Source organism: Psychrobacter sp. Ps4, from assembly GCF_022129285.1.
Lineage (GTDB): Bacteria > Pseudomonadota > Gammaproteobacteria > Pseudomonadales > Moraxellaceae > Psychrobacter > Psychrobacter immobilis_A.
Map to the genome: position 1 here is coordinate 57114 of NZ_JADQAK010000017.1, position 19993 is coordinate 77106.

The window sequence follows — 19993 nt, forward strand, 5'->3', positions numbered from 1 at the left end:
TACTCAGTTTACTATCTGCGGTCGGTCGCCTTGTAGCGATTCTAAAATTCCTTGACTATACACAATTGCCCCCAATTATTTCATCCATTCACGAGACTCTATTATGTTTAAACCTGTAGCGCTACCTCATATTTCTACGCGCGTCATGCTTAGCGCATTAACGGCTACCGCGTTATTTAGTGTCGCCAGTATGTCCAATGCTGCACTTTTTAAGGACAATTTACCTACTGACCAAGACGCTGTATTAAGCGTGGGCGTCAACGTCATAGCCGTCAACTCAGCCTACGATATGGAAGACAGCCTCGATGTACGTGTGTTGCCGGGCGCTTTTTATGACAACAATAGATTCTATGTGCGCGGCGCCCAAGCGGGTGCTTATATCATTAATGATGGCAAAAATCAGCTGTCGGCTTATGCTCAGCTCGCTGGCAACGATTTCGATCCTGATGATGCTAGAGGCGCATTACAAGGTCTTGATGAGCGTGAAGCATCAGTCGCTGCTGGCCTGACTTATTTGCGTCGCACGCCCGTCGGTGGTTTCCGTGCTCAAATCGCGACTGATGTTTTAGATCGCAGTGGTGGTAACACAGCTCGTTTGACGTATCTTGCTAGAATTACAAAAGACAAGCTAACAGTCTATCCAAGCATTGGCTTTGAATACAACGATGCTGACTATAATGAATACTATTATGGCGTCAGTGAAAAAGAGTCAGCGGAAACTGGCGTCGCCGCTTATAAGTCTAATTCGAGCTTGAATCCTTACGTTAATATTAGTGCCAACTATGATTTCAATGAACGTTGGGCATTGTTTGCCAATCAAAGCTTAAGCTATCTGCCAAATGAGCAATATGATAGCCCAATGGTTGACTCGCGTACTGAGTCAACTTCGACGCTTGGTTTGCTTTATAAGTTCTAACTAGGCTTGGATATTTAATAGTAAAAAGACCTTGCCGCGTAATGTGGCAAGGTCTTCTTGTTTAGTAGCTTTAGATGCAGGACGCGCCTAACAAGACGATAAAATATATAATTCTAAAAATATATGCGTAATAAGAAAAATAATAACTCAGTCTCTTTAAATGTATACTATTATATATATTATCTCTAAGGTAGTGAGTTATCGTGAGTCAGCAAGAACTAAAGGCTTTAGAAGATCAATTCAACCATATAATGAAAAATGATCCAAGTCCTGAATTTTATAGTCATTATCAGCAGTTGAAGCCTCATCTTGACAAGCTTGAAAGAGATATGGCTCAACGTAATAGTCTAGTAAAAGAAAAAGACTACGAATGGATGAAATGGCTTGTCGCCATAGCAGCTGGTGTATTTTCAGTGATCGTCACTCAAATATCTAAAATGTCATTACCATCAATAGAACAACTAATTTTACTTAAGATTGCTATATCAGCAAATGCACTTGGAATTGTTCTGGGCGCTATTTATCTATACACAGATGTAAAGCATGAAAAAGACTTGATTTGCAAGCTGCAAATTCAACGCTATTCCTTACTATTAGAGAATAAAAAAAGATACGAGAATGTCATATATTCTGATAGATTATGGTTTTCTGGGCTATGTAAACCACTGAGTTTAACTTGTTTTTTAATCTTTATTTTGATTTGGGTTGGTTTTATTTGGCAGATAAATATTTCAATTCCAGTACCATAGTGCTTTTCTTCAATAGCTACAAAATCAAAAACATATAAGTTTTGACATCGGATAAGTAAGCCTAAACAACTTCATTGAATGCTGAAAATTCTGACGCAAAAAGACCTTGCCGCATAACGTGACAAGGTCTTTTTTATTTATAAATTCTCAGTGGAGCAAATATGACACTGCTACCAGAAAGACGAGTGCAAATTGTACTGCTCGTACATTAAGCAATTCTGACACCGTAGCACGTCATTATTTGATCTACTGCTTACTTAGGGTTCACCATATCAGCAGGAATAACCCACTCATCAAACTGAGCTTCAGTTAATAGCTCCAATTCAACCGCAACTTGCTTCAAAGTCTTGTTCTCTTTATAAGCAGTCTTAGCGATTTTTGCTGCATTTTCATAACCAACATGACGGTTAAGCGCAGTGACCAGCATCAATGAGTTATGCAAGAAGTCATCGATTTTATCTTTTACTGGCTCGATACCAACCGCACAGTTTTCGTTAAAGCTATTGCACGCATCACCAAGTAGCTTGATAGATTGCAACAAGTTAAATGCGATTACTGGCTTATAAACGTTTAGCTCAAAGTTACCTGACGCGCCAGCCATGCTGATAGTGACATCGTTACCCATGACTTGCGCCACAACCATGGTCATTGCTTCTGATTGGGTTGGGTTTACTTTACCCGGCATGATAGAAGAGCCTGGCTCATTTTCAGGAATTGTCAATTCGCCCAGACCACAACGAGGACCTGACGCTAACCAACGTACGTCGTTAGCGATTTTATTCAAGCTACCCGCTAGGGTTTTTAGTGCGCCAGAAGCAAATACTTCAGCATCACGAGCGGCTAATGCTTCAAATTTATTTGGTGACGTCACAAATGGTAGACCAGACAAGGTTGATAATTGCTCAGCTGATTTTACCGCGTAATCAGGATGGGCGTTTAGACCCGTACCAACCGCAGTACCACCTAATGGCAATTCATATAGACCTTGTAGTGCATTATCAATACGAGTCAATGAGTGGTCAAGTTGGCTAACATAGCCGCTAAACTCTTGACCCAAAGTCAAAGGTGTGGCGTCTTGTAAATGCGTACGACCGATTTTAACAATGCTATCGAATTCTTTGGCTTTAGCCGCTAATGTGTCGCGTAGTGCTTTTACCGCTGGGATAAGCAGGCTGTTGATTTCACGAGCAGCGGCAACACGAATCGCCGTTGGGAAGCTGTCGTTGGTAGATTGAGCATGATTGACATGATCATTTGGGTGAATCGGCGTGTAGCTGCCGCGCTCAGAACCAGCAATTTCGTTGGCACGGTTGGCCAACACTTCGTTCATGTTCATGTTTGACTGCGTACCAGAACCCGTCTGCCATACAACCAATGGAAACTGATCGATTAGGCCACCATTGATGATTTCATCAGCGGCTTGCACGATTAAATCGCGCTTGTCAGCGTCGATACGCTCTAGGCTTGCATTGGTGATTGCAGCGGCTTTTTTGACCAGTGCCATTGCTTCAATCATTGGACGTGGCAACGTCTCGCCACCGATTTTAAAGTTCTCACGGCTACGCTGAGTTTGCGCACCCCAATAAGCGTCAGCTGGGACTTCCACGTTGCCCATGGTATCTTTTTCGGTACGAGTTGCCTGATTCTGTGTCGACATAACTACCCTCTTTGATGGTTTGTTGTATAGCTGCTGCGAAAAAAGTGCAACACACGCTGCACATAAAGGAAAATACGCTGTAAAGTGGCGTTATGATAGCATGACTAGACCGTGTTGAATATTCACAAATAGCCATTGCTGCTCTCTACAAGCAACAGCCATCATCAATTTAATACATTATGGGATAGTCTATCTATGCATCCTGAGTTAAAACATTCTGAGTTTCAGACATCTACCGTTAGCAATCCGCCGAGACGGCAATTTACCCGCCAGCGTCGACAGTTAAGTGATGGCGCGCGTAGCAATATGGGACAAGCAGCTAGTTTGCATCTGACGAAGTTACAGCAGCGATTACCAGCACATGCGCGAATTGGCCTATATTATGATGGCTTTGGTGAGCTACCCACTCAGCCAATACTGGACTGGTGTCAACGCTTAGGCTATTTACCTTATTTGCCTGTGGTTGGTTCATTGGGAGATGATGATAAACAGCTGCGCTTTGTACCTATTTATCAGTCGAAACTGTTAAATGTACCGACGCGTATTCACAGCTTAGGTATGAAGCAAAATCATCATCGTCGACTGCTTTGGGCACGTGAATTGGATGTAATTATCTGTCCACTGGTCGCGGTAGATTTAAACGGTAATCGTATGGGCATGGGTGGCGGCTTTTATGATACGACGTTAGGTAAAGGCTATCGGTCAGGGGCGAAAAAGCCGTTAAAAATTGGTTGGTGTTATGATTTTCAAGTGGTTGAACAGTTACAGCGGCAACCGTGGGATGTGCCACTAGATGGCTTAATTACGCCAAGTGGCATAAGGTGGTTTAGATGAAAGAGGATAAACAGTTTGAAAAAGACTCTAGCGCTGCTGATTCCAGTGCAGATAGTGTGGATGAATATTTGCAAACGTTAGGTAGCGAGGATGCTAGAGAGTTGCGTTACTACAGTCAAGAGCAACCTTTTAGCTCTGATGAGATGACACGGCTAGTCAATGAAGAACGCTTGAATGAGTTGCTCGCGCAAGGTGATGCATTTTTGAGTAATTTGAATGGTGAGTTGAAAGATTTTGATAAAAGTACAGATAACTAAGAAATAACCAACTGGTCAATTGAAAAGCCACTATATTAGTAACCTCTTGATATATTACATGATATGGACTATTGTTTATTTTTAAATTATGAAATACAATTACTGTAAATAATTATCATTACAATATTGGTTCAATCTACCATGAATAAAGCAAAAAAAGAGTTCATGTCACCCGCTTCATTACAAGTCTGCTTTTACTTTTGGGTAATTATGTTGTTTCTCACACCAGCTGCTTATATTTATGATTACAATGATTTTGATATTGCCGAGCTGAGAAGTTTTTCTTTTGCGTTAGTTGCATTTTATACCTTTGCATTGACAACTTATATTGAAATAAAACGAATAAGGCAGCCTAATAATATATTTTTTCACAGCTTTATTGCCATAATTTCTCCTATAGTCTTATTAATTTTGCTAGTTTTATTTGGTTTATCAATCATAGACTACAGTAATGGCAATCTAAAACTAGAGCGGATTTATGATCCTGTGATTGAGTTATTTTTTCTATACCTTCTATCTAAAGGGATAAGAGACTTTAAACAAGGCTCACACAATGAAGAGATAACATTGGTTTCTTAAGATTTTTCCTAATTAAATGATTTTTTGAAAACCAAAAAGACGCTTAGAAAAGCGTCTTTTTTTCATTATCTTATAACTTAGGTATTTTACAACCTTACAACACCATCGCTGCAATCCAACCAAATATCAATAATGGAATGTTGTAATGCAAGAATGTCGGCACCACACTGTCCTTGATATGGTCATGCTGACCGTCGATGTTTAGACCAGAGGTGGGTCCAAGAGTCGAATCTGATGCTGGAGAACCTGCGTCGCCCAACGCGCCAGCCGTACCAATAATCGCCACGGTTGCCAATGGCGAGAACCCTAACGAAATACATAGCGGCACATAAATTGCGGCCAAAATAGGAATCGTTGAGAATGACGAACCAATACCCATGGTCACAATTAAACCAATTAACAGCATAATAAATGCAGCTATCGCTTTATTACCTGCGAATAATGACGCGGCACCATCAACTAATGGCTGAATCTGCTCAGTCGCTTTCATAACTTCCGCAAAGCCTTGCGCGGTAATCATAATAAAGCCAATCATTGCCATCAATTTGATACCGTCATTAAAGACTGTATCGGCTTCACTCCATTTAACGACGCCCGTCGCCATAAAGACGCCAAAGCCAAACATTGAGCCAAGCAAAAGTGAGTCGGTATACATCTGCACCACAAATGCCGTCACAATCGCGGCAAGCGCCACCAACGTTTTCATCTTACTTTGTGTTTGCGCACTAGCTGCGGTTTTGCTTAACGCATCACCCTCTAACACGTCATCATGCGCAGCTTTATCAATTGCTAGCTGCTGATACTGGCGCGGTTTACGGTAGCTGATAAATACGGCGACGAGCAAGCCTACGAACATACCTAAAGCCGGAATTGCCATGGCTTTGGTAACTGAGATGTTACTGATATCAATGCCTGCTTCACCGACGTTTTTCAGCATGATTTGATTGAGATAAATATCGCCAAAGCCATACGGAATAAACATGTAAGTGGTCACAAGACCAAAAGTCAGTAGACAAGCAATTAAACGTCTATCGATGTGCATACGATTAAAGGCGAGCAATAATGGCGGTACCAGCAATGGAATAAAGGCAATATGAATAGGAATTAAGTTTTGGCTAAAGCAGCTCATGGTGATTAAACCTGCAAACAGCATGTATTTAATCATGCCACCTGCTTTTATACTTGGGCCGCCCGCATCAATGCGTTTGATCACCGCCCCTGCCAGTGACTGTGGCAAGCCGGAATGCGCGATTGCCACCGCAAACGCCCCAAGCAGCGCATAGGACAGCGCAATTTGCGCGCCATTACGGATACCTTCTTGAAAGGCATTCAAAGTATCGGTCATACCCAAACCAGCGATGAGTCCGCCTGCCAGCGCACCGATTAATAAGCTGAGTACCACGTGTACACGCGCCAAAGACAGCCCTAGCATGATGATGACTGCCAGCAGTACCGCATTGATGGTCATATATTGCCTCTTATTCTGTCTGCTATAGCCTGATTAAGACCTATTAATATCTCATGGACGATAGATATCACCCTTGCCTCTAAACCGCTTGACGCTAAAACCACCGTTTAAGACGCGCGTCAGTTTACCTTATTTTGCACACAAATCCTACGCACAGAACCCAATAGGTGTTAGCTACGCACTTCTTACCCATGCTGGGTATACATTGAATGTCACCTAATATTTAAAATTATGAATAACAATATGACTCGCAGTCTTTAGATAGATATAACTATTTTGCGCAGATAAGCGTGTGACTTTGCCTACAAGCCTTGCAATTTTATCGGTGAGCACCATTTATCTAAACATGAACCACGAACTTGACTTTACAAGTCTGGTGAACGAGGAAGAATATATGAGTGAACATAAAATTGCCCAAGACAATATCGACATCGATGTCGACGTTTCATCTACTGTTGCTGATGATCAAGAGCGAGACAGCGCGCCTAACGATACGACAGATGATGTAGCTGTAACAGCTGATCGCGTTGAAGATGGTGATAGCAAAAATAGTGATGATAAAGATAATGATGACGACAACACTATTGAAGACGATGACGCAAAAGACGATAGTATAAAAGGTGACGGTACAGAAAACTATTTACCACTACTGGCATTGCGCGATGTTGTCGTTTATCCGCACATGCAGATTGCTTTGTTCGTCGGTCGTGAGCCATCGGTAAAGGCAGTTGAATTGGCACAGGCTGAGTACGGCAACAAAGTCTTGGTCGTGGCACAAAAAGACTCGCTGACTGAAGACATTGATCAAGATAACTTGTATCAATACGGTACGGTTTGCCGCATCGTCAGTACCATGCCGCATGACAGTGATGAGAACTGCATCAAAGTATTGATCGAAGGTCAATATCGTGCGCGCGTTGATACTATAGAAAATCACGATACATTATTAATGGCAAGCTTTGAGCGTGCTGACCTTGATGTCAGTATGGATGAGAGCCAGCAGAAAAACACGATTCAAGCATTAACCACATTGTTTGAAAGCTACGCAGATGCGCGTCTGCGTAATGCTCGTGAGCTGACTCGTGTGGCAAAACGTATCGATGACTTGCTTGAGCTGGTTTATTTCATATCGACCCGTGTGTCGATGGATTTAGATATTAAGCAATCATTCTTAGAAAATGATGATCTTAAAACCCATATCAATACCTTAACCGAATATTTGGTTAAACAAAGCGCTGAACAAAATATCGAGCAAGATATCCAAGAAGCTGTCCGTCAGCAAATGGAAGACAATCAGCGCGAATACTTCTTAAACGAGAAGATGAAAGCCATTAAAAATGAGCTGTCAGATATGAATGACGGTGCGTTCGATGGCGAAGATGATGTGGCTGAGCTAGAGCAGCGTCTAGAAGATGCTGACTTGCCTGAAGATGTGCGCAAAAAAGCAGATCAAGAGCTGAAAAAGCTAAAAATGATGCCGCCTGCATCAAGTGAATCTTCAGTCGTACGCAACTATATTGAATGGATTTTGGACACACCGTGGAATGCCACAACCAAGGTTTCGATCAATTTAGAAAAAGCCAAAACCGTCTTAGATGAAGACCATTATGGCTTGCAAGATGTGAAAGATCGCATCTTAGAATACCTCGCCGTGCAATCAAGAGTGAAAAAACTGCGCGGTCCGATTCTTTGTTTAGTCGGTCCTCCAGGTGTTGGTAAAACCTCATTAGGCGAGTCGATTGCCCGTGCGACTGGTCGTAAGTTTGTGCGTATGGCGCTTGGCGGCGTGCGTGATGAAGCAGAGATTCGTGGTCATCGCCGTACTTATATCGGTGCGATGCCGGGTAAAATTGTCCAATCACTGGCCAAAGTTGAAGTTAAAAACCCGCTATTCTTATTGGATGAAATCGATAAAATGGCGCAAGACTTCCGCGGTGATCCAGCATCAGCGTTGCTTGAAGTGTTAGATCCCTCACAGAACGATACGTTCAACGACCATTATTTAGATATGGATTTAGATTTATCGCAAGTGATGTTTATCTGTACTGCCAACAGCATGGATATCCCGCCTGCCCTGCTTGACCGGATGGAAGTCATTCGTCTACCGGGTTATACCGAAGAAGAAAAGGTCAACATCGCGCAGAAATACTTGGTACCAAAAGCCATTAAGAATAACGGTCTCAAAGAAGGCGAAATTGAGATTGTTGAAGCGGCGTTGCATAGCATCGTGCGTAGCTATACGCGTGAAGCTGGTGTGCGTAACCTTGAGCGTGAAGTCAATAAAATCTGCCGTAAAGTCGTTCGCGGTTCAGTCGAAACACATGGCGCACGAGCTCCTAAGAAAGCAGAACGTCAGCTAATTGTGGTCGATGACAATAACATCGATGACTATCTCGGCGTCCATCAGTATGACTATGGTCTAGCAGAAGAGGAGCCTGAGATTGGTCGTATTACGGGTCTTGCTTGGACACAAGTCGGTGGCGAGCTATTAACCATCGAAGCGGTGGCGATGAAAGGCAAAGGCGAGTTGAGCTTTACTGGTTCGCTCGGTGACGTGATGAAAGAGTCTATTCGTGCTGCCATGAGTGTGGTACGTGCTCGCGGCGACAGCTTAGGTATTGACTACGAGACCTTTAAGACTACTGACGTCCACGTGCATATGCCTGAAGGCGCGACGCCGAAAGATGGCCCATCGGCTGGTGGTGCACTAACGACGGCGCTAGTCTCCGCCTTAACTGGCATTGCCATTCGTCCAGATATTGCGATGACAGGTGAGATTACCTTACGCGGTAAAATCCTGCGTATCGGTGGTCTCAAAGAGAAGCTACTAGCTGCTCATCGAGGCGGTATCAAGCATGTGTTGATTCCAGCGACTAATGAGCGTGACTTGGCCGATATTCCTGATAACGTTAAAGCGGGTCTGACCATTCAGCCAGTGGCAACGATTGATGAGATATTAAAAGTTGCTTTGGTCAGTATGCCAGTTCCGCTTAAGCCTGCCAAAGTGACCGTTGATAAAACCTCAAGCAAAGCGCTGCATAACTAATCTGATTAGTTACTAATCCAGTCTTATAAATCAGAAAGCCGCTCATCATAACGATGGGCGGCTTTTTTTGGCAAAAATAAAAAACAATCTGGTTAAAACTCTGTGCTATATTTTAAACAAATGTTTATTTGGTAATAACCATAATGTTAAACCACCTGATTTTAAACCGCTTAACTATATCCTTATTACTTACTGTTTCGTTTTCTTTAGCGTTAACAGGCTGTCAGTCCAATATTGCAAAAGATAACTCTATACCTACTAACTCAATGATGACGGGCTTTAGCACTTCTACCCCAATATCATATCAGCCCATCATAAAAACTGAAAAGCTGGAAGAAAAAATTGTAGTGGTAGCTGATGAAACAGCTAACGAAGTTACGACGCTGCAATGGGCAAGTAATTATCATTGGCAGTTAACACAAGTTGAAGACAAAAAAAGCAACGCTATTAATATTAACACTGACGCGCCGATTACTTTAGAAGTAGCGCCCAGTTCGTTAAGCTTGTTTCAAGGCTGCCAACATTTTGCTATCAAATTCGTATGGATGTCCGCACCGCCTTTTGAGTATGGTAGCGAGCTTAGAGAAAGATCCTCGACCTGCGAAAGTGCTACTGAAAATAAAGTAAGTAACACAAATATCAAAAAGTTATTTCCTAACGATAATAATATTATTAAGTTAGATGTTGAGCTATTACCAGTCGCAAAAATCAAACTCGTTAATACTCAAATGACATCGAAAAACTTGGTCATTAAAATCGAAAATGGCAATACGTTAACATTTGATGGTACGCCTAGGACATTTAAAGAACCGACTGGACTCCCTATTGATAAGGCATTATTAGAGCACTATGACTGGCGGCTGGTTAGCGCCGTTCGTAATACTTTTAATGACAAAGGGCAGGTAATATCTCGAGAGTCTATTGGTCATTTTTATCATCCAGAGTTTCCAGTGTCGCTAAAATTTAGAGGGTATGACGATAGTCAATACGCATTTTTTAGTTCTAGCTGCAATGGTATCGGTGGTCCTTATATTTTGATGAAAGATTATACATTGCTAGTTGGCTCGGGACCACAAACGCTCATGGGCTGCGGTGTTACTGGTAATAGAATTGAGGGCGAGCTTGCTAAGCTTATCAGTAATAGCCAGAGCACTCTTAGTTTGAGTTTGCAACCTTCACAATCAATATCGCCAACAGCAGACGATCAGACTGATATGTCTCGCTATAATTTACTGCAAACGATGGAGACTGGCGAAACTTTAGTATGGCAAAACGAAGTAAAGAAAATACCGTAAACAATTTAAAACCCATACGATACTTACATTTATTAACCGATTGTTGCGCATTTGATGAATAACTATATCTAATCCTTAGCTATACTGATAACGACATTAACGAATGTTTGTAGAAATCAAAAGGTATTTATCTATAAACCTTCAAGAGTTAGCTTTTTATCAAAAATAACTAAATATTAAAAATAATTGGAGATAATAATGAATAAGACAATGCTTGCAAGTGCCCTATTATGTGGTTCAGCGTTAGTAATGACGGGTTGCCAAACCGTCGAAGGACAAATGCAAACTGGCAATCCACTTAGCCAACCTGCCTTAAAATCTACTATCAATGCAGTCGCTGGCAATAAAAATGAAGTGGGTCAAGTATTCTTACGTCCAGTTGATGGCGGCGTACAAGTCTACGGTAAGCTGATGAATTTGCAGCCAGGCAAAACGGTATCACTACATATCCACGAAACAGGCAGCTGTGCTGATATGGGTAAAGCGGCAGGTGGTCACTTTAATCCTGACAATAAGCCTCACTCTAATCCTGATGATATGAATGGTCATGCTGGTGATTTGCCTAACCTGACTGCCAATGCAGATGGCGTGGCTACTATTAACTATGTGAATAAGAAAATTTCTGTCGCTGATGCTGGTAAATATAGCGTTAATCGTCTAGCCTTTATCGTGCATAGCGGTGCTGATGACTATACTAGCCAACCAGCTGGTAATGCAGGCGACCGCGTTGCTTGCGGTATCATCGAAAAGAACTAATAGCATATGAACTTAGCTGTTATTGATATCACATATATGAATAGCACAAAAAAACCTCTTAGAATCTAAGAGGTTTTTTATTGTTTAAAAATTTATAGCTGAAAACAATATTGATGATACAAAAGCTCATATATTAACAATCAATCACCAAGGTAAAAAGTAAAGGAGACTTACTCCTCTACCCACTTGCCATTACGCCAATACACACCCCAACGTGTGGCCTTACCGTTTTTCTCAGAGCCGATATATTGCTCTTTCTTCTTACGTGACCAGCGTAGAATGGTGGGATTACCATCTGGATCTTCATCTGGACCTTCAAACAGATACTGGAATTTATCTTCCATTTTATCTTTGATTTCGCGTAGCTCAGCCAGCTTGGGTGCGCGTGTCTCGCGTACTTTCGGGAATTTAGACGCTGCCAAGAACATCCCAGCTGCCCCTTCACGCAAGATAAAGTAATCATCGTGCTTGGTTGATTTCAGCTCTGGCAGATGAATAGGATCCATGCGCGGCGGTGCGGCTTCGCCTGTTTTTAACACTTTACGGGTGTTATCACATTGCTGACAAGCGAAGTAAGGACCAAAACGTCCCGTCTTTAGCTCCATTTGTCCATCGCACTTATTGCAGTCAATAGTTGGAGAATCAGAGCCAGGCACTTCGAACTTGCCTTCTTCTAAGACATAACCATCACAATCAGGATTGTTACCACACACATGCAGTTTCAGACCGCCATCGACGATATAACCATTCATTGCCGTGCTACATTTCGGGCAACGCTTTTTCTCCATCAAATCTCGAACTTCTGCCGCTTCATCATCGCCTTCTGCCTCATCAAGATTGGCAAAAGCTTCGACGGGCATTAAGTTTTTAGTGCCTTTACAGCGCTCTTTTGGCGGTAAATTATAGCCAGTACACCCTAAGAATACACCCGTTGAGCCAGTACGTAATTGCATTGGACGATCGCAAAGATCGCAATGCACGTCTGGTACGTCAGTTGGATCATTTGGGCGCATGCCGTCTTTTTCTTTGGCGCGATCAAGCGTTGTTTTGAAGTCGCCATAGAAATTATCGAGGACGTCTTTCCAATCTGTATCGCCTTCTGCCACATGATCAAGCTTGTCTTCTAGCGCGGCAGTAAAGGTATAATCCATCAAATCTGGGAAGCTTGCGGTTAGCCTGTCGGTAACGATATCACCCATTTTTTCAGCAAACAGGCGCTTGTTCTCAAGCTTCACATAGCCGCGGTCTTGAATGGTCGAGATAATAGACGCATAAGTTGATGGACGACCGATGCCTTTTTTCTCAAGCTCTTTCACCAAACTTGCCTCGGTATAGCGCGGTGGCGGCTTGGTGAAATGCTGACTCGGATCGAGCTTATCTAGTATTAGTTTATCGCCTTTTTTCACATCTGGTAATAAGGTATCGTCAGTCTTCGCTGGTGGCATAACCTTGGTATAACCATCAAATACTAACGTACGACCACGTGCTTTTAGCTCGACATCATTGGCAGCGACGAATAGATTCACTGACAAGTATTTTGCTGGCAGCATCTGACAAGCGACAAACTGCCGCCAAATCAGCTCGTACAGGCGGATGGCATCACGCTCAACCCCTTTAAGCTGCGTTGACTTCATATTGACGTTAGAGGGACGAATCGCCTCATGCGCCTCTTGTGCGCCTTGTTTGTTGCCGTAGAAATTTGGCTTTTCGGGTACGTATTTTGCGCCATAGCTGTCTTCGATATAGCCACGTACCGCAGCAAGTGCATCACCAGATAAGAAAGTCGAGTCGGTACGCATATAAGTAATATGACCCGCTTCATATAAGCGCTGTGCCAAAATCATGGTCTTTTTAACTGAAAAGCCCAATCGTGTGCTGGCTGCTTGCTGCAATGTCGAGGTGATAAACGGCGCACTCGGACGCGATTGCGTTGGCTTCTCTTCACGCTCTTTGACGATAAAGTCGCTTGAGTTAAGCACTGCTAAGACTTTATCTGTCTGCTCTTTATTAACGAGCTTAAGCGTTTTGCCGCCTTGCTTGGTCGCCTCTAAGCGAATCGCAATTTGCTCAGCGTCCTTTTTGCTATTGGCAACGTGAGTATCGGCATGAATTTGCCAATACTCTTCTGGTATAAAGGCGCGAATTTCATGTTCTCTTTCTACGACCAGACGCATAGCAACGGACTGGACGCGACCTGCAGAGAGACCACGAGCAACCTTTTGCCACAGCAACGGCGAGACCATGAAGCCAACGACACGGTCTAAAAAGCGCCGTGCTTGCTGAGCATTGACACGATCGATATCGAGTTTGGATGGCTGCTTAAAGGCATTTTGAATGGCTGATTTGGTAATCTCGTTAAAAACCACACGCTCATACTTACTGTCAGCGCCGCCGATGACCTCTTTAAGATGCCAAGCAATCGCTTCCCCTTCTCTATCCATATCCGTTGCCAGATAGATTTTGTCAGCGTCTTTGGCTAAGGCTTTAAGCTCTTTGATAACCTTAGTCTTGTTAGGTAATACTTCATAAACTGCTGCCCAATCATGTTCTGGATCGACGCCCATGCGCCGCACCAAGGCTTGCTGGGTTTTTTCTTCTTTGCTTAGACTGTCATCTTTTTTGGTCGTTGTTGGTTTTTTTGCACTTTTGCTTGCGCCAACCGGTAGATCACGGACATGACCAATACTGGAGCGCACGATAAAGTCATCGCCAAGGTATTTATTGATTGTTTTTGCCTTGGCAGGTGATTCTACGATCACCAAAGACTTGCCCTTTGGACTGCCTTTGGGATTAACAGCAGCGGGTGCTGGACTTTTTTTGGTTGCGGTTTTTGCCATATGTGACGACACCATTATTATATGAGTAAATTAAAAGTAAGAATAAATACAGCAGCATGGCAATTTATAATTGTGAGTTATAGTAGCGCGGTGAATCATTATAGTAATAGCTGCTTAAAAAAACGTTTATAAAACAAACAATAACCATAAGATAAAGAGTCAGTTATAAAGACGTTACACTGCTAAGCGTTACACTGTCAACTGTAAATGACTGAGAGTTTGCCAAAAGTTCTTGCATATTGCTTATAAATGGAGATTAAAAAATGATTTTCTACCTTGTAGCCGTTTTATAGGCGCTTTTGCATCTCTGACGCCCATTGTTCAAGCTGTTTTTTGAGCACCAACAAATCTGCTTCAATCAATTTTTGCTGATAAGCAGGATTGGATGAAGGACGCACATAAGCGATATCTTCCCAATAAATCACGATACTATTGGCCTTAGTCAGCAAACCTTTAACAAATGGCTCAATACTGACTGGCAAGTCTAGGGGCGCTTTATCCAAGCTAAAATTGGTCTTCTTGATAATCGTATTATTAGGGCTGTTATTAGCACGAATCGCACTTGGAATCGTGAGCTTAACATCATCTTTGCTTGTATCGACGAAACTACTATCTGGTCGCCATTGCCCATCAATCACTTGATAGCGCGTGTGCGGCAGCTGCACATCATCTAACACTAAACAGTATTGACCTAACATTCCACGCCCATATTCGTTGTCTTTACCTTTGATCCAATCAGGGCAGCTCACCAGCTTTGGATTCAATTGCAAACGACGCGCGGTCATGCGCAGCTTATCCAAACGCTGATCGATACCGTTAGGTTTGAGCGCCATCATACTCCCTAATACAAATAGTACAATGATAACGCCAATGAATGTTCCCATGATGGTCCGGCCTTTTGGATAAATGAAAATGTACTAAAAAATAAAACCGCTACTATCTATACAACAGGCTACAACAAAGACAGTGACTGCCCAGCTAACTATAAAAAAGCAATCATTAATTGTTTGAGCAGTAAATTTTAACCAGTCATTTTCTAACCGGTAGCGTTCTAATGAGCGGCTGTTTAACAAATGATTGTCTGAATACTGGCTACTATATAGAAGCTTATAATGAGCACGAACCGTTAAAAATCAAGCATGATAAGTTGATAACCACCAATCACTCGCGTTTTCTAATCTCGATGGCTTGGCTATATGTGCTAATAGATCAAACACTTAACTCAAATAAAAAACAACATAATAACGAGATACAAAAAGTTGTCAGCATCAAAAAGTGCTATGATAAACCATAATTTTAAACGCGCGCAGGTTTATTATGAATTATCTTCTTAAGCGAAACTCATCGACCACTTCACTAGCGAGCAAATGTGTCCATAAACTCATGAGTAAAACTGGACTTACCCTCTCGCTAGTAGGCGCTGCCTTATTTACCCTGTCAGGCTGTGCAACGACGCAGAATCTTACCCCGCAGCAATGTCAGGAAAGCAACTGGCAAGAAGTCGGCTATTCTGATGGCTTGCAAGGGCGTTCAGGTGCTTATTTTGGTCACTATGCCGATAGCTGCGCAAAGGTAGGTGGTCCCATGCCCAACCGCATACAATGGGAGCAAGGGCGACAGCAAGGTCTCAAAAGCTACTGCACCGAGCTTAATGCTTATAAACTTGGTCGCGAAGGCTACGACTGGCAGCCCGTTTGTCCGCTCGAAGGCATCGAAAAGCTAGAAGAAGCTTACGCGCAAGGACGTTACTACTATATCCGTCAACGTGATCTCGATTACCTACGTTCGCCTTATCCGTTTGGCTACGGGCCTGGGCGCTTCGGTTACGGCTATCATCCCTTTGGCTATGGCTGGTAAAAAGAAAACCCCAATGAGTACTTAATTTGAGGTTTAAGTACTCATTGAGGCTGGAGAAAAGTTTATTATTTTTGTTTTATTATTATATTAGCTACCTTTTTGATGGTTGGCTATCTAGCAAACATCATATGATAATCACGTCTTTTATAGACTCGCCTTATTCATTGACAAAGGCTATCTTTGTAAGTCCTGCTTGACTGGCAGCGGCTAGCACTTGAGCGACCGTGTCATACTTACTGTCTTTGTCAGCACGCAATTGTACAGAAGGGTCTTTACCTCCAGCACTTTGCTGTTGTAACCGTGCCTCTAACTCCTCCATGCTAATCGCATCGCTGTCCCAAAATATCCCTGCGTCTTTATCGATGCTAATTTGAATAGCCTCTGGTGGCGCCTCATTTAACGCAGCGCTGGTCTTCGGCAACTCTAGTGGCACTGTCGGATTCAGTACGGTCGCCGTCAACAAAAATATAATCATCAATACCAGCATGATGTCGATAAGCGGAATGAGGTTCATCTCACTCATACTTTGACTGTCATCATCACCCAATTGAAATGCCATAATCACTCTCAATACATTTGGTTATTCGCAATATAGCTCGCTTGGCTATCGCCTAACGAACTGCCCCATCAATGGATAGTCGTTAAGGCTGCGACGCGGCTGAACTGTGATAATGAGTCACTTGCTGAGCATCTGCTGTGTTCGAGTGCATACCCTTTGCTAACGAATCTTGGGTAACAGTCGATTTGCTGTCTGTTAACGGCTGCTGGGTAACGACCATTTCGGCAGAACGTGCCAATAAGTCATGCGCTCTATCGTTGGCGTGATACATCACACGGCGATTGATACGCACTGCAAGGTTATAAAACACCACGGCTGGAATCGCCACGGCGATCCCCAAACCTGTCATGATAAGTGCCTCACCGACTGGCCCTGCCACTTGTCCCAAACCCGCTTGCCCACTCATGCCAATATTATGTAGCGCATGAAAAATTCCCCATACCGTCCCAAACAAACCGATAAATGGCGCAATTGCAGCCGTCGTCCCAAGAATAGGTAAACCGCGCTCGCTGGCAAAACGGTAACGACCAATATGCTTGAGCAAGATCTGTTCAATAACCAAACGTCGAGTAGAGGCATCTGCTGCTATCATCTCAGCCTGTTTTACTTGAATCTGCTGACTCAAATCATCTGCAACATTGGCGGCCAATTTGCGGCTTTGTAGCACACGAATGATGCCTGTCACCCAAGAAAGAATAGATAAAGCAAGCAACAAAAAGAACAAAGTTTTTGTCACCATGTCGCTGATTTGCCAGTATTGCATAAAGTCCATGTCAGACTCCTTTGTATTTTATTACCATTGTTCGATTATTTGCGATTGCGCCGATGCTTGGTACTAATAACCATGTATTTATGGCATATTATAAGTAACAGGTAATGTCACATTACCGACGACTGGCACGCCATTTTTAGTAAAAGGTCTGAATTTTCCAGAGCTTACTTGACGCTGCGCCTCTTTATCTACTATTGAATTGCCTGAAGATTGAGCAACCCGGGCGCTATCAATACCGCCCTGCTTATTCACTCTTAATATCAATACCACTTTGAATGTATCACCCGAAGATGCTCTACGAGCGGCTCGAGTAGGAAAGCTAAAGTTTGGCGCTGATGCCCAGTCTGCAGCACTAGCAGTAAAGCTCACGGGTTCATTACTTGCAGCGGCTGCTGCTTTTTGCGCGGCATCTTTAGCCGCTTTGTCTTCTGCTGCTTTTCTAGCATTCGCTTCGGCTTGAGCCTCTCGGGCAGCCTTGGCATCGGATATTCTCTTAGCTTCTTGCACCGCTCTATCATGGGCTTCTTGAGCGGCCTTTTGTGATTCTGCTGCTAGCATTTTACGTCGTTCTTCAGCTTCACGTTGACTATCAGCCATTGAGTTATCCACTTTCGATTCTACTATTGGCTTTTTCGACACCTCTTTTTTAATAATATCAGGCTTCTTTTTTTCTACTTTTACGACAGGTGCTATATCAGCCTTTTTGGCTTTTACCACCGGTTTTTCTGGTGTATTTTGCTTAGCCTTCACTACTGGAGCTACTTTAGGTTTTGACGGTGCTTGTTTTTTAGGTTCAGGTTTTGACTCTGTTTTAGGTACTGCTTTTTTGGGCGTTACTTCCTGAACTTCTTCTACTTCGGGGATGGCTGTTTTGACAGGTAACGTCACCATCTCTATCTCGATAGGTGGTGTGTCTTTTTTTGGTTCAACTTTTATCTCAGGCGTCTTGATCGCCACCAATGCAACTGCCGTCAGCACGTGCAAGCCCACAACTATAATAAGAGCTGCGAGTATCAATTTAAGTGGTGGCGCGTCTAAATCCGTTGAACTCATAACATCCTAATATTCATTAACTGCGGTAGAATGGCGTAGATAATAATGCAAACGATAATTATTATCAATAATAAATTTATAATAATTTTGCTTATCAGGTAAATGATCGGCCTATCATTTAGCGTTATTAATAAGCAAAACCTAATTAATCATTCGACCACCCTTTCTCAAATATCGCTATGCATGCTTATTGTGCCAAGGCAGTCAAACCCCATGTAATAAAGTGACGTAATAAAAACCATTATCATTTGTATTGATAATGAGTCTCAATTAATTTATCATAGCCCCTAATCGACTGCGAATCTTTAAGATTACAAAATCTCAAGATATTAAGGCATGTTGAACATCTCAATAGCTAAGCGTAAAAAAAACCCATAAAAAATCATAACGTCAAAAGTAATACCGTCGAGCATTGTATGGTGTGAAGCATCACATCGATGAAGTTCTTTTTACTTTTATATGACCGATTATTTGATACATCCTTTGTCCAACCAGCTGATATACCGAGTTATTTATGTCTATTACTTTATTGCCTAACCGCTCTACTCCTTTTTTCAAACGCCCTTTACTGACTGCCATGGTGACCGCTCTGGTTGCTACGATCAGTGTGACAGGTTGTAGCTCACCTGAATCTAACGACTCCGAGCCCGCAGACGCTAAGACTGAAAACCAAACAGCAGATCATGCCTCGAATGTCGCTAATAACGATGCGGTCTCTGTTGAAAAAATCACGGTCGACACAGTAAAAGGCAATGTCGACTTGGCAATGAATCCATCGCCGTTGGTGGTCTATGATATGACGTTGATGCAGGATTTGGCCGCGCTTGATGTTGCTGTCGATGGTATGCCAAGCGGTCTAAAATTAGACAATTTACAGTCTAAGACACAGCCTGAACCAAAAACCGTCGGCACTGTATTTGAGCCAGATCTTGAGGCGTTGAACGCGATGCAGCCGCAAGCTATCTTAGTCGGCTCACGCATGGCAGAAAAATATGATGCGCTGTCCAGTATTGCGCCAACGCTCGACATGACGATTGATACTGCAAATATCTATGAATCGAGCAAGCAGCGTTTGCATGATTTGGGTGCATTGTTCGGTAAAAGTGCTCAAGCAGCGGAACTGCAAGGCAATATCGACGGGCTCATTGATGAGACTAAAACATTAACCAAAGATAAAGGTAAAGGCTTAGTGGTCATGGTCAATGGCAATAAGCTATCTGCCTACGGCGACAAATCACGCTACGGTTTTATCCATACCGTGCTGGATATTCCAATGGCAGATGACCAAATCGCCGATGCGCGCCACGGTCAGCCAATCTCGTTTGAATACATACAAAAAACCAATCCAGACTGGTTAT

Annotated in this window: 17 protein-coding genes; 10 read left to right on the forward strand and 7 right to left on the reverse strand. The window is 42.9% G+C overall.

Annotation, left to right across the window (positions count from 1 at the left end; translation table 11 throughout):
- Nucleotides 1–103 precede the first annotated feature (103 nt).
- Both I3252_RS10530 and I3252_RS10535 read left to right on the forward strand, forming a co-directional pair.
- Nucleotides 104–916, forward strand: coding sequence for a MipA/OmpV family protein (locus I3252_RS10530; protein WP_060491661.1), 813 nt, complete (start codon nt 104–106; stop codon nt 914–916).
- Nucleotides 917–1119: 203 nt separating this feature from the next.
- The gene (locus tag I3252_RS10535) at nt 1120–1665 is read left to right on the forward strand and encodes a hypothetical protein (protein ID WP_201560360.1); all 546 of its coding nucleotides are present in this window, start codon (nt 1120–1122) and stop codon (nt 1663–1665) included.
- A 253-nt stretch (nt 1666–1918) separates the two neighbouring features.
- Here the strand turns inward: I3252_RS10535 and fumC are convergent, their stop codons facing one another.
- Nucleotides 1919–3322 (reverse strand): class II fumarate hydratase, encoded by a 1404-nt coding sequence (gene fumC / locus I3252_RS10540; protein WP_238035154.1) that lies wholly within the window; start codon nt 3320–3322, stop codon nt 1919–1921.
- 195 nt (nt 3323–3517) lie between these two features.
- Between fumC and I3252_RS10545 the strand changes: the two genes are divergently transcribed.
- The 3 genes from I3252_RS10545 (at nt 3518) to I3252_RS10555 (ending at nt 4992) form a co-directional block, all read left to right on the forward strand.
- Complete coding sequence (locus tag I3252_RS10545; protein WP_238035155.1) at nt 3518–4156, forward strand: 5-formyltetrahydrofolate cyclo-ligase; 639 nt, start codon at nt 3518–3520, stop codon at nt 4154–4156.
- On the forward strand, nt 4153–4413 hold the full coding sequence (locus I3252_RS10550) for a hypothetical protein (protein ID WP_238035156.1): 261 nt from the start codon (nt 4153–4155) through the stop codon (nt 4411–4413). The genes I3252_RS10545 and I3252_RS10550 overlap by 4 nt, the downstream gene beginning before the upstream one ends.
- A 141-nt stretch (nt 4414–4554) precedes the next feature.
- The gene (locus tag I3252_RS10555; protein ID WP_238035157.1) at nt 4555–4992 is read left to right on the forward strand and encodes a hypothetical protein; all 438 of its coding nucleotides are present in this window, start codon (nt 4555–4557) and stop codon (nt 4990–4992) included.
- 94 nt (nt 4993–5086) lie between these two features.
- Here I3252_RS10555 and I3252_RS10560 read toward each other — a convergent pair whose 3' ends face one another.
- Complete coding sequence (locus I3252_RS10560) at nt 5087–6460, reverse strand: Na+/H+ antiporter family protein (RefSeq protein WP_238035158.1); 1374 nt, start codon at nt 6458–6460, stop codon at nt 5087–5089.
- 394 nt (nt 6461–6854) lie between these two features.
- Here I3252_RS10560 and lon point away from each other — a divergent pair, with 394 nt between their 5' ends.
- The 3 genes from lon to I3252_RS10575 all read left to right on the forward strand — a co-directional run bounded on the left by lon (nt 6855) and on the right by I3252_RS10575 (nt 11557).
- Nucleotides 6855–9506 carry an endopeptidase La gene (gene lon / locus I3252_RS10565; protein ID WP_238035159.1) on the forward strand — a complete coding sequence of 884 codons (2652 nt, stop codon included), beginning with the start codon at nt 6855–6857 and terminating at the stop codon, nt 9504–9506.
- Between the two features lie 143 nt (nt 9507–9649).
- The gene (locus I3252_RS10570; protein ID WP_238035160.1) at nt 9650–10801 is read left to right on the forward strand and encodes a hypothetical protein; all 1152 of its coding nucleotides are present in this window, start codon (nt 9650–9652) and stop codon (nt 10799–10801) included.
- Between the two features lie 198 nt (nt 10802–10999).
- Nucleotides 11000–11557 (forward strand): superoxide dismutase family protein, encoded by a 558-nt coding sequence (locus tag I3252_RS10575; protein ID WP_045444459.1) that lies wholly within the window; start codon nt 11000–11002, stop codon nt 11555–11557.
- Between the two features lie 170 nt (nt 11558–11727).
- On the opposite strand, the gene topA is transcribed toward I3252_RS10575, so the two are convergent.
- Together topA and I3252_RS10585 are read right to left on the reverse strand one after the other, a co-directional pair.
- Nucleotides 11728–14394, reverse strand: coding sequence for a type I DNA topoisomerase (topA, locus tag I3252_RS10580; RefSeq protein WP_238035161.1), 2667 nt, complete (start codon nt 14392–14394; stop codon nt 11728–11730).
- Nucleotides 14395–14681: 287 nt separating this feature from the next.
- On the reverse strand, nt 14682–15278 hold the full coding sequence (locus I3252_RS10585; RefSeq protein WP_238035162.1) for a hypothetical protein: 597 nt from the start codon (nt 15276–15278) through the stop codon (nt 14682–14684).
- A 499-nt stretch (nt 15279–15777) separates the two neighbouring features.
- On the opposite strand from I3252_RS10585, the gene I3252_RS10590 reads away from it, so the two are divergent.
- Nucleotides 15778–16251 (forward strand): DUF2799 domain-containing protein, encoded by a 474-nt coding sequence (locus I3252_RS10590; RefSeq protein ID WP_238035163.1) that lies wholly within the window; start codon nt 15778–15780, stop codon nt 16249–16251.
- A 157-nt stretch (nt 16252–16408) separates the two neighbouring features.
- Here the strand turns inward: I3252_RS10590 and I3252_RS10595 are convergent, their stop codons facing one another.
- From I3252_RS10595 to I3252_RS10605, 3 genes are all read right to left on the reverse strand, one after another.
- On the reverse strand, nt 16409–16810 hold the full coding sequence (locus I3252_RS10595) for a biopolymer transporter ExbD (RefSeq protein ID WP_045444454.1): 402 nt from the start codon (nt 16808–16810) through the stop codon (nt 16409–16411).
- An 82-nt stretch (nt 16811–16892) separates the two neighbouring features.
- On the reverse strand, nt 16893–17582 hold the full coding sequence (locus tag I3252_RS10600) for a MotA/TolQ/ExbB proton channel family protein (RefSeq protein ID WP_238035164.1): 690 nt from the start codon (nt 17580–17582) through the stop codon (nt 16893–16895).
- Between the two features lie 78 nt (nt 17583–17660).
- On the reverse strand, nt 17661–18635 hold the full coding sequence (locus I3252_RS10605) for an energy transducer TonB (protein ID WP_238035165.1): 975 nt from the start codon (nt 18633–18635) through the stop codon (nt 17661–17663).
- Nucleotides 18636–19149: 514 nt separating this feature from the next.
- Between I3252_RS10605 and I3252_RS10610 the strand changes: the two genes are divergently transcribed.
- Nucleotides 19150–19993 (forward strand): ABC transporter substrate-binding protein (locus tag I3252_RS10610; protein ID WP_238035166.1); only part of this gene is annotated, 844 nt, incomplete at its 3' end.